The following is an 8,576-nucleotide window of genomic DNA, read 5'->3' on the forward strand; positions in this document are numbered from 1 at the left end:
GTGCTTGGTTTTGGTGGGGGCCAAACCCCAACGGTCCCCGGGGCCGTTATACGCGGTGGTGGTTTCCCCCCCACCCTACGGGACTTGGCGTTTTCGTGCATATCACCCTTTCACGCTGCCCATCAGCAGCCCCTCCAGGTAATACCGCTGCAGCGCCAGGAACAACGCCAATACCGGCAGCACCGTGATCACCGAACCGGCCATCATCAGCTCGGTATCCGTCGCGTGCTCGCGCGCCAGGGACGCCAGGCCCAGCGGCAAGGTGTAATGCTCCTGGCCGGTCAGCACGATCAACGGCCACATGAAATCGTTCCACGCGGTAAGAAACGTATAGATCGCCAGCGTCACCATGATCGGCTTGAGCAGCGGCAACACGATGCGCACGAAAATGCGCAGCTCGCCGGCGCCATCGATCCGCGCCGCTTCCAGCAACTCGTCGGGAATGCCGCGCGCGTATTGGCGCACCAAAAAAATACCGAACGCGCTGGCCATCGCCGGCACGATCACGCCGCCGTAGTTGTTCACCAGACCAACCGGCTTGAGCATCAGGAACAACGGCAACATCGCCACCTGCGCGGGAATGGCCAGCATGCCGACCACGGCTTTGAACAAGGCATCGCGCCCGGCAAAGCGCAGCTTGGCAAAGGCATAGCCAGCCATCAGGTTCAGCGCGAGCGACAGCGTCGTGATGACGGTGGACACCAGCAAGCTGTTCAACAGATATCGACCCATGCCCGCGCGCAGGAACAATTCCCGATAGTTGTGCAGCGTCGCATGCGCAGGCAACAGCGGCGGCGGCAGTGCGCCGACCTCACCCGGCTGCATCAAGGATGCGGACAGCATCCACAGCAAGGGGAACAACGCCACCAGTGTGCCGCCGATCAGCATGCCGTTGATCAATGCCTTGGCGACACGCGGGGTCATGCCTTCGCCTCGCGATACTCTACGCGCAGCATGCCTGCGGTGACGACGAACATGATCAGGAACAACAGGAACGCGATCGCCGAAGCGGAGCCGAGATTCCACCACTGGAAGCCGTCGTTGTACATCAGGTACAGCACGCTGACCGTGCTTTGCAGCGGGCCGCCTTCGGTGATCACGTAGGGTTCGGCGAACAATTGGAAATAGCCCGAAACGGTGAGAATGCCCACCATCAATAGCGTCGGCGCCAGCATCGGCAGGGTGATGTGGCGAAACTGCCGCCACGCCGAGGCGCCATCGATACGCGCCGCTTCGTAAAGCTCCACCGGAATGGCCTGCAGGCCCGCCAGCAGGATGATCATGTTGTAGCCGAAGTTCTTCCATGCGGCGAACAGGATGATCGCGGGCATCGCCCAATGCGGGTCGCCGAGCCAGTCGATCGGATGAATGCCAATCCAGCCCAACGCAACGTTCACCAACCCGTACTTGGTGCTGAACAGATAACGCCACACCACCGCCACTGCCACCACCGTGGTGACCACCGGCGCGAACAGCGCTGTGCGGAAAAATGCCTTGCAGCGCGCCAGCGGCGAATGCAGCAACAAGGCCGCGCAAAGCGATATCAGCATCGACAGCGGCACGCCAACGGCGACGAAGTACACGGTATGCCCGAGCGCCGTCCAGAACAGCGGCCGATGCAGCAGCGCCCAATAGTTGGCGAGCGCGACGAAACGCAGATTGTGGATATTGGCCAGCGCGTACAGGTCGTAATCGGTCAGGCTCAATACCAGCGCGCCGATCACCGGCAACAAAAAGAATACGCCCAGCACGATGGCGGCCGGCGCCAGGAACAGCCATGCGGCGCGCTGTGTATTCATGGCGGCGCGCTCGTTGTGGTGTGCGTGTGGTCAAGCATCCAGCGTCGCTTTTCCAGGATGCGATCGGCGCGCCGATCGATTTCCGCTGCGGCCTGGTCGACGGTGATATTGCCCGCGACCGCCTGTGCGGCGACGAGCTGCATCTCATTGACGATCTGTTCCCACTCCGGCACCGGCGGCGTGGGCTTCACTCGCTCCAGTTGTTGGCGAAACGCATGCGCCTTGGGATCGTTGAGCAGGCTCCCTTGATTCCATGAACTGCGTCGCGGCGGCATATCGCCCAGCAACTCGTAGAAACGGCCCTGCACATCGGGTCGCGACAGGAATTGGATCAACGTCCAGGCCGCATCCTTATGCGCCGATTTGCGGAAGATCACCAGGCTGGAACCGCCGGCGAGCGCAGCGCCTTCGCCATCCGGCCCCGGCAACGGCGCGGTAGCCCAGGTGCCCTCCGCCGATGCCGGCAGGCGCTTGCGAAATTCGCTGATGTTCCATGGGCCGGAGAAATAGAACGCATAGACGCCGCGGCCAAATTCCACCCACGGATTACCCGCTTCGACATTCGTGATCGGTGGCGCCTGATGCAGGCGAAACGTCTCGACGTAGAAGCGCAACGCACGCTTGAAGCCCGCACTTTCGAAGTTTCCGTAGCGTCCACCGTCGCGCAGCAGCGGATCGGGCTGCTGCAAGGCCAGCGAGGTGAGTTGATCGTATTCATTGGTAGGCAGCAGGATGCCGTATTGCCCGTGGGCGGGATGGCTCAACGCAGCGAGCATGTGCCGCCACTCGTTCCAATCACGCGGCGGCGTATCGAATCCGGCCGCCCTCAGCAGATCGCTGCGATAGAACAGCAGCCGCGTGTCGATGTACCACGGCACGCCATAGAGCGCGCCATCATACACATTGGTGGCCCAAACGCTGGGGAAGTAGTCCTTCGACTGGATGAGCTTGTCGTTGGCGACGCGCGTTTGCAATGGCTCCAGCGCGCCGAGTGCGACAAATTCCGGCAGCCAGGTATTGCCTAGCTGGGTCATGTCAGGGGTGGAATCACCGGCGAAAGCGGTAAGCAGCTTCTGGTGGGCGGCGCTCAGCGGTAGTTGTTGCAGCACGACGTGGATGTTCGGATTTTCGCGTTCGAATTCCGGCAACAACTGGGTAATGGCTTCGCCTTCGCGGCCGATGGTCCAGAAGGTGAGCGTGTGGGGATCGGAATGGGAGGTGCAACCGAGAAGCCATCCACTGATCACCATGATTGCCACGATGCGCCAGATCGCCGACCACAGCCCCCTCTCCCCCATCTTTGATCGATAACGAGGGAGAGGGTCGGGGTGAGGGGTCGGGCTTGCCGTAGGCTTCATAACGGATGTGGTGTGCCGATTCGGTACTCGCTGAAAGACAGAATTTCCCGCAAGGCTGTCCGCTCACCCCTGCCCTCTCCCCCGTTACCGATCAAAGATGGGGGAGAAGGAGAAAATCGCGTGCACCCCTATTTAACCGCCTGGTCCAGCCAACCTCCCGTGAAACCCGCCCGCTGCAGCCCCTTGCGGATATACGGGTTGCGCCGCATCACCTTCCACACGAAATCGCTGCGCCAGTTCTCGATCATCAGCACGATCGGCCCCTGGTCGATGCCGATCTGCAAGGTATCGAACCAGCCCTTGCCGCGCACTACCCGCCCCTCTTTGGGCGACATGTCCGTGTCGAAGCTGGGATTGAAGGCGTCGACGAAACCGTACTGGCCATAAAGCGCATCGCCGTAGCGCTCCTTCATGGCCTGCAGCGCCGGCACCACGATCTCCGGCGCGAAAGCGATGGAACCACCTGCCGCCGTGGGCGCAATGGTGCCGTCGTCGGAAACATAGTCCAGGCCGGCGCCGCGGGCGGTGTAGCCATCGAACGTGTGCTGCGTGCCATCCGGCAATTTCAACGTGACGTCACCGGGGCCGTTGCATGCGGTAAGTCCCCACACGTTCGCCTCGTAGCCTTTCCAATGGCCGGGATTGGCGATCGCGTACGCGCGTTGCGCATACGCGGCGCGACGGCCGTTCTCGACGTAGTCCAAGCCATGTTCGCGGCTCCATGCATCGCGAATGCCGCGGAAATCCACCCAGGCTTCGCTGTATTGATGGCCGAACAGCGGCGCGAAGTTGAGAAACGTCTGTCCTTGGAAATTTCCCCACTGCGCGGGATAGGTACTTGTCCATGCTGGCCATGCCTTTTCGGACACCGGATGCGCGGGCGAACCCAGGGCGAGGATATAGACCAGCATGCCCTCGTCGTAGCCTTTCCAATCCGCATCGATAAACTTGCCGCCCGGTGTCCAGCCCATGCTGACCAAAGGCGCGCGCGGCTGCATCCAGGTCCAGTCGACGCGCTTATATATCTCATCTGCCAGCGTGCGGATCTGCTTTTCCTTTGGTGTATCGCGGTCGTAATAACTCTGCGCAAACAATACACCGCTGAGCAGCCACGTAGTGTCGACGCTCGACAGTTCCGTCCAGCGCGCAAAGCGCTTGCCGGTCTTCATATCGAGGAAGTGATAAAAAAAACCGTGATAGCCGGAGGCATCGTCTTCGCTGTCGTTCTGTGGCGCATCGGCGAAGAAACGCAGCGTCGCCAGCGTGCGATCCACCGCCTGCTCGCGCGTGATATAGCCGCGTTCCACACCGATGCCGTAAGCGGTGAGGCCAAACCCCACCGACGCGATGCTGGCGAAAGAAGGTCCCGGGTAGTGATCGGGGATCAAGCCATTGGCCGGATTGGCACCATCCCAGAACCACTGGAACGTGCGGCGCTCCAGATCCTCCACCATCGCCTGTTGCGGCCTGGAGAAGCTTTCGAAGTGGCGCACGGCCTCGCGCGCATCGGCAAGCTGGACCGTGCCGATACTGGCTACAAGAACGGCAAACAGCGCTTTCAACGCAGCAATGCGGGCGAATCGTGAGGTCATGAGTGCGGACTTTACAAGGAATAAAAAGCTGGCGAATCCCGGCACGTCGAGGGGTGAGCGTACCGGAATACGCCAGCACTCCCCTTCCCTGGGGGAGCAAGGTTTAGAACTTCACGCCCAGCGTCAGCTTCACTTCACGCGGCGTGCCCAGGATGTTGCCAGTGGGGTTGTAGACGACCGGCCTGCTGTTGAACACACCGTTGGCACCGTAGTTGGTGTTGTAGTCGCTGTAGTTGTTCCAGTTGAACGCATTGAGCAGGTCGAAGCGCACGTAGCCGCTCAGGTTCTGATAAATATTGAAATTCTTGGTGATCTGGAAGTCGATCGAGCGGTAGCCGAAGATCGGACCGCTGAGGAACCGCGAACCCGGCGGTGTGAACGAAACCGGCACGCAACCGCTAGGCGTATTGGCGCTGATGCAGGCCAAGCCCAGAGAAGGAATGGGTGTGGCCAGGGTCAGCTTGTAACCAAACAACAAACCCCACGGCAGATCATTCGAACCGGATACCACCAGGCGATGCTTGGCCACCGCCGAAGCGAGATACGGATAATCCTGGATGGTTTCGGCGTCGAACGCGTATTGGTCGGTGACTTCCTGGTTGTCGTTGTTTTGCCTAGCCTTGCTGTAGGTGTATGCGATATTGATGCCCCAATGCGATTCCGCCGTGTAGGGTTTTTGTGCTGAGATCAGCACTTGTTGGGTTTTCTGCGTAAGGCCGTTGTTGGCGATGATCAGATTGCCGAAACCGGGAATACTTTGTCCCCACGGCTGACCTCCGTTCTGCCAGAACGAACCGTCTGGATAACGATTTCCCAGCGTGAACACCACGCCTTCGAAGCGATTGATCTGCGCCCAGGTGACGTCGGTGATCCACTCGCCTACCTGATTGCGCATGCCGATACTGATCTGGTCGGAATACGGTGTTTTCAGTCGGTTGTTCATCAAGTCCACTTCGCGCCCGGCGGTGGTACCGGTCAGCAAGCCTTGCAGGACGCCAATGCCGCTCAGGTACGCCGGATTCCACGCGATGCAATTGGGGCTCGGCGAGCACTTGTGATACTGGTTCGGAAACGTGATGGTCGCTTCGGACAGCGCCAGCTTGGTTTGCTCCAGCTGCAAAATCTCGTAAATGGTTCGGTCATAGGAACGCCCGACGCCGCCATGGATCACGTGCTGCTGATCACCGTTGATGTCATAGGAGAAACCGAAGCGCGGCTGGAACTCGTTTTTCTGCGCGTGGCGGTTGTGGCCGTTGCTGATGTAGTCGTTGACGTTGACCCCGCCCAGTGCCAGCGATTGCGCATACGTCACGCCTGGCGCCGCATTCGGGTTCTGCGCATTGAGCGCGCTCACCACCGATTGCGGCGTCACAAAATTGAGGTAGGAAGGCGTTTCTTCGTAATCCCAGCGGATACCCAGATTCAAGGTGAGATGCTGGTCAACCGTCCAATCGTCCTGGATGTACGCGCCGAACTGCTTGTCATTGGTTTTCACTACCGGGCTGGTACCGGGCAGCGTGATCGGGAACAGCACTTGATACGGCGTCGAAAGCGTTCCCGTTGGCGTCACGTCGTAGGAGAACTGCGGATTGAATTCGCCCGCATCCTGCGAGGTAAGTTGAATCAGCTTGTACTTGGCGCCCATCTTGATGACATGGTCGCCGTGCCAACTCAGATCGTTGAACGTCAGATCATCCTGAATCGCCGGGCCTTTCTGGCCTTTGTTCTGCGTGCCACGCGGATCGGCTGCACCAGTCGTCAGGATCGCCAGATTCTGATCGTCGTAGGCCGTGTAGGTGGAACCGTTGCCGATGTTGATCGCGCTTGGCTTGAAGAAGGCGTTCTCATACGTGAATTGCAGGCGGTTGAACCAGGCGTCTGCGCTGTGATCCCAGCGGATGTCGAAGCGACGGTCGTAGTTGATCTGATTGAGCGCGGAAGACGCCGCCACACCGGTACCGGTGCCAACGATCGCCGTTTCATGGCGGTATTTGCCGCTCACTTCGATGCGATCGCGATTGGTCGGCTCGTAATCGAACTTGAGGAAATACAGGTTTTCCTTGAACGGCAGGCTGGAGGGTCCAAGCTGGGCCAATGCACTCGCTGGCAGTTGCGAAATCAGCTGCTGCGAGGCCGCGCCTGGCGCCACCGCAATTGGCGTGTCGTACTCCTTGCCTTCGTAGGCAACGAAGAAGTGCGCTTTGTCCTGGATAATCGGGCCGCCGAACGAGAAGCCGTATTCCTTGTCGTGCGAGGGTTGCTTCTTGCCGGCGGCGATTTCCGAAGGCGTCATCGCGCGCATGCGCGTGTCGGTCCAGTTGCCGAATACTTCACCGTGGAATTGATTGGTGCCGGACTTGGTTTCGGCGATCACCGCGGCGCTGGAAATCTGATCGTATTCGGCCTTGTAGTTGGAGGTGACGACCTTGTACTCGCCGATCGCCAACTGCGGGAATGGATTCCCCTGCGTATTGTTCTGCCCGGTGATGCCGCCATTTTCCACATAGTTTTTCTGGCCAACGCCATCGATGTACACATTGATCGCATCGGGCGCCTGACCACCCGATTGCAGGCTGGTGTTGCCGTTCTGCTGCACCGTGAACACCATGCCAGGCACGGTATCGGCAAATTCCAGAAAGTTGCGCGTAATCTGCGGCACCGTCGCGATGTCGCGCTGCGATACGGTGGTGCCGACCTCGGATGTGGTCATCTCCGGCAAAGTGGTGGCGTTGACCGTGACGGAGCCGAGATTTTGTGCATTGACGGCGGGCGTTGCCGCTGCCGCGGCGAGGTTGAGCGTGGAGGTGGAGGCGACCGTCAGCGTCACCGTGTGCTGGGTGCCGGGGCCGGCGTCGATTTGATAGGTGCCGGGCGGCAGGCTCACCAATGCGTAGCTGCCGTCCTTGCCGGACGTGGTGGTGCGCGTGTAGCCGGTGTTTACGTTGCGCGCGGTCACCGTGACATTGGGGGCTGCCGTACCACGTACGTTCGCATCGGAGCTCTGCGCGAAGGAGACTATCGGCAAGGCGGCCGTGGCGGTGATCGATGCGGCAATCCATCGCGCCAACATGAGCTTGCGAACATTCGATACGGCTTTCATTGCTTCTCCCCTCCCGGCATGTCGCGGGTGTCGTTATGTGCGTAATGGTCGCGGTGACCTGCGCGGCTTGGTCGGCGCGACGGTCACGCCGCGCTTGCCGCCGCAGGATTCGCGGATGACGATGTCGCATCCCAGCGTTTCGACCGATGCCTGCGTGCTTTCGGCCGGGTTGAGCATGGCCGCGAGGCGTTCCAGCGCAGAGCGGCCCAGGTCGGCGATACGCACTTGCACTGTGCTGAGCGGCGGCGTGACGTAGCGCGCGATCAAAATGTCGTCGAAGCCGGCCAGCGCGATGTCGCCGGGCACATCGATGCCGGCTTCCTTGAAGGCGAACAGGCAGCCGATCGCCATCATGTCGTTGGCGGCGAACACCGCATCGGGACGCTTGCGCCCCGACAGCAGCGCGCGCCCGGCGCGATGGCCGGATTCTTCGCTGTAGTCGCCTTCGAGGTAGCGCGCCGTCGCGCCTCGCTGTCCGGCGATGGCCTGCTCGAAACCGCGGCGGCGTTCGCGCGCGTCACGGTTGCCTTCGGGACCTTCGATGAAGGCGAGATGGCGATGGCCCAGCGCCAGCAAATGCCGCGTCATGGCGCAGGCGCCGCCGAAGTTGTCGATGTTCACGTGCGGACGGCGATGTTCGCGCGGGGCGCTGTCGAGCAGCACCGCGGGTACCGCATCGGCAAGGTGCTTGCGCAGGAAGGCGCCATCCACGTGCGGCGACATGATC

At 60.9% G+C, this 8,576-nt stretch carries 6 protein-coding genes; all 6 read right to left on the reverse strand.

Annotation, left to right across the window (positions count from 1 at the left end; genetic code table 11):
• Positions 1 to 102: 102 nt before the first annotated feature.
• Positions 103 to 924 carry a carbohydrate ABC transporter permease gene (locus tag ACTHNE_RS05715; RefSeq protein ID WP_324939609.1) on the reverse strand — a complete coding sequence of 274 codons (822 nt, stop codon included), beginning with the start codon at positions 922 to 924 and terminating at the stop codon, positions 103 to 105.
• Positions 921 to 1,799, reverse strand: coding sequence for a carbohydrate ABC transporter permease (locus ACTHNE_RS05720; protein ID WP_324939606.1), 879 nt, complete (start codon positions 1,797 to 1,799; stop codon positions 921 to 923). Before ACTHNE_RS05720 ends, ACTHNE_RS05715 begins: the two co-directional genes overlap by 4 nt.
• The gene (locus tag ACTHNE_RS05725) at positions 1,796 to 3,097 is read right to left on the reverse strand and encodes a sugar ABC transporter substrate-binding protein (RefSeq protein ID WP_324939603.1); all 1,302 of its coding nucleotides are present in this window, start codon (positions 3,095 to 3,097) and stop codon (positions 1,796 to 1,798) included. Before ACTHNE_RS05725 ends, ACTHNE_RS05720 begins: the two co-directional genes overlap by 4 nt.
• Positions 3,098 to 3,285: 188 nt before the next feature.
• Positions 3,286 to 4,749: a glucoamylase family protein gene (locus tag ACTHNE_RS05730; protein WP_440268741.1), complete on the reverse strand. Its 1,464-nt coding sequence runs from the start codon at positions 4,747 to 4,749 to the stop codon at positions 3,286 to 3,288.
• Positions 4,750 to 4,852: 103 nt separating this feature from the next.
• Positions 4,853 to 7,849, reverse strand: coding sequence for a TonB-dependent receptor (locus ACTHNE_RS05735; RefSeq protein WP_324939594.1), 2,997 nt, complete (start codon positions 7,847 to 7,849; stop codon positions 4,853 to 4,855).
• 33 nt (positions 7,850 to 7,882) lie between these two features.
• On the reverse strand, positions 7,883 to 8,576 hold a 694-nt coding region (locus tag ACTHNE_RS05740), incomplete at its 5' end, for a substrate-binding domain-containing protein (RefSeq protein ID WP_440268742.1).

Source organism: Dyella sp. (genome assembly GCF_051954575.1).
Taxonomy (GTDB): Bacteria; Pseudomonadota; Gammaproteobacteria; order Xanthomonadales; family Rhodanobacteraceae; genus Dyella_B.

Excerpts from the sequence above, each read along its gene's own strand:
- ACTHNE_RS05730 (WP_440268741.1), bottom strand. The coding sequence starts at position 4,749 with ATGACCTCACGATTCGCCCGCATTGCTGCGTTGAAAGCGCTGTTTGCC.
- ACTHNE_RS05720 (WP_324939606.1), bottom strand. The coding sequence starts at position 1,799 with ATGAATACACAGCGCGCCGCATGGCTGTTCCTGGCGCCGGCCGCCATC.
- ACTHNE_RS05715 (WP_324939609.1), bottom strand. The coding sequence starts at position 924 with ATGACCCCGCGTGTCGCCAAGGCATTGATCAACGGCATGCTGATCGGC.
- ACTHNE_RS05735 (WP_324939594.1), bottom strand. The coding sequence starts at position 7,849 with ATGAAAGCCGTATCGAATGTTCGCAAGCTCATGTTGGCGCGATGGATT.
- ACTHNE_RS05725 (WP_324939603.1), bottom strand. The coding sequence starts at position 3,097 with ATGGGGGAGAGGGGGCTGTGGTCGGCGATCTGGCGCATCGTGGCAATC.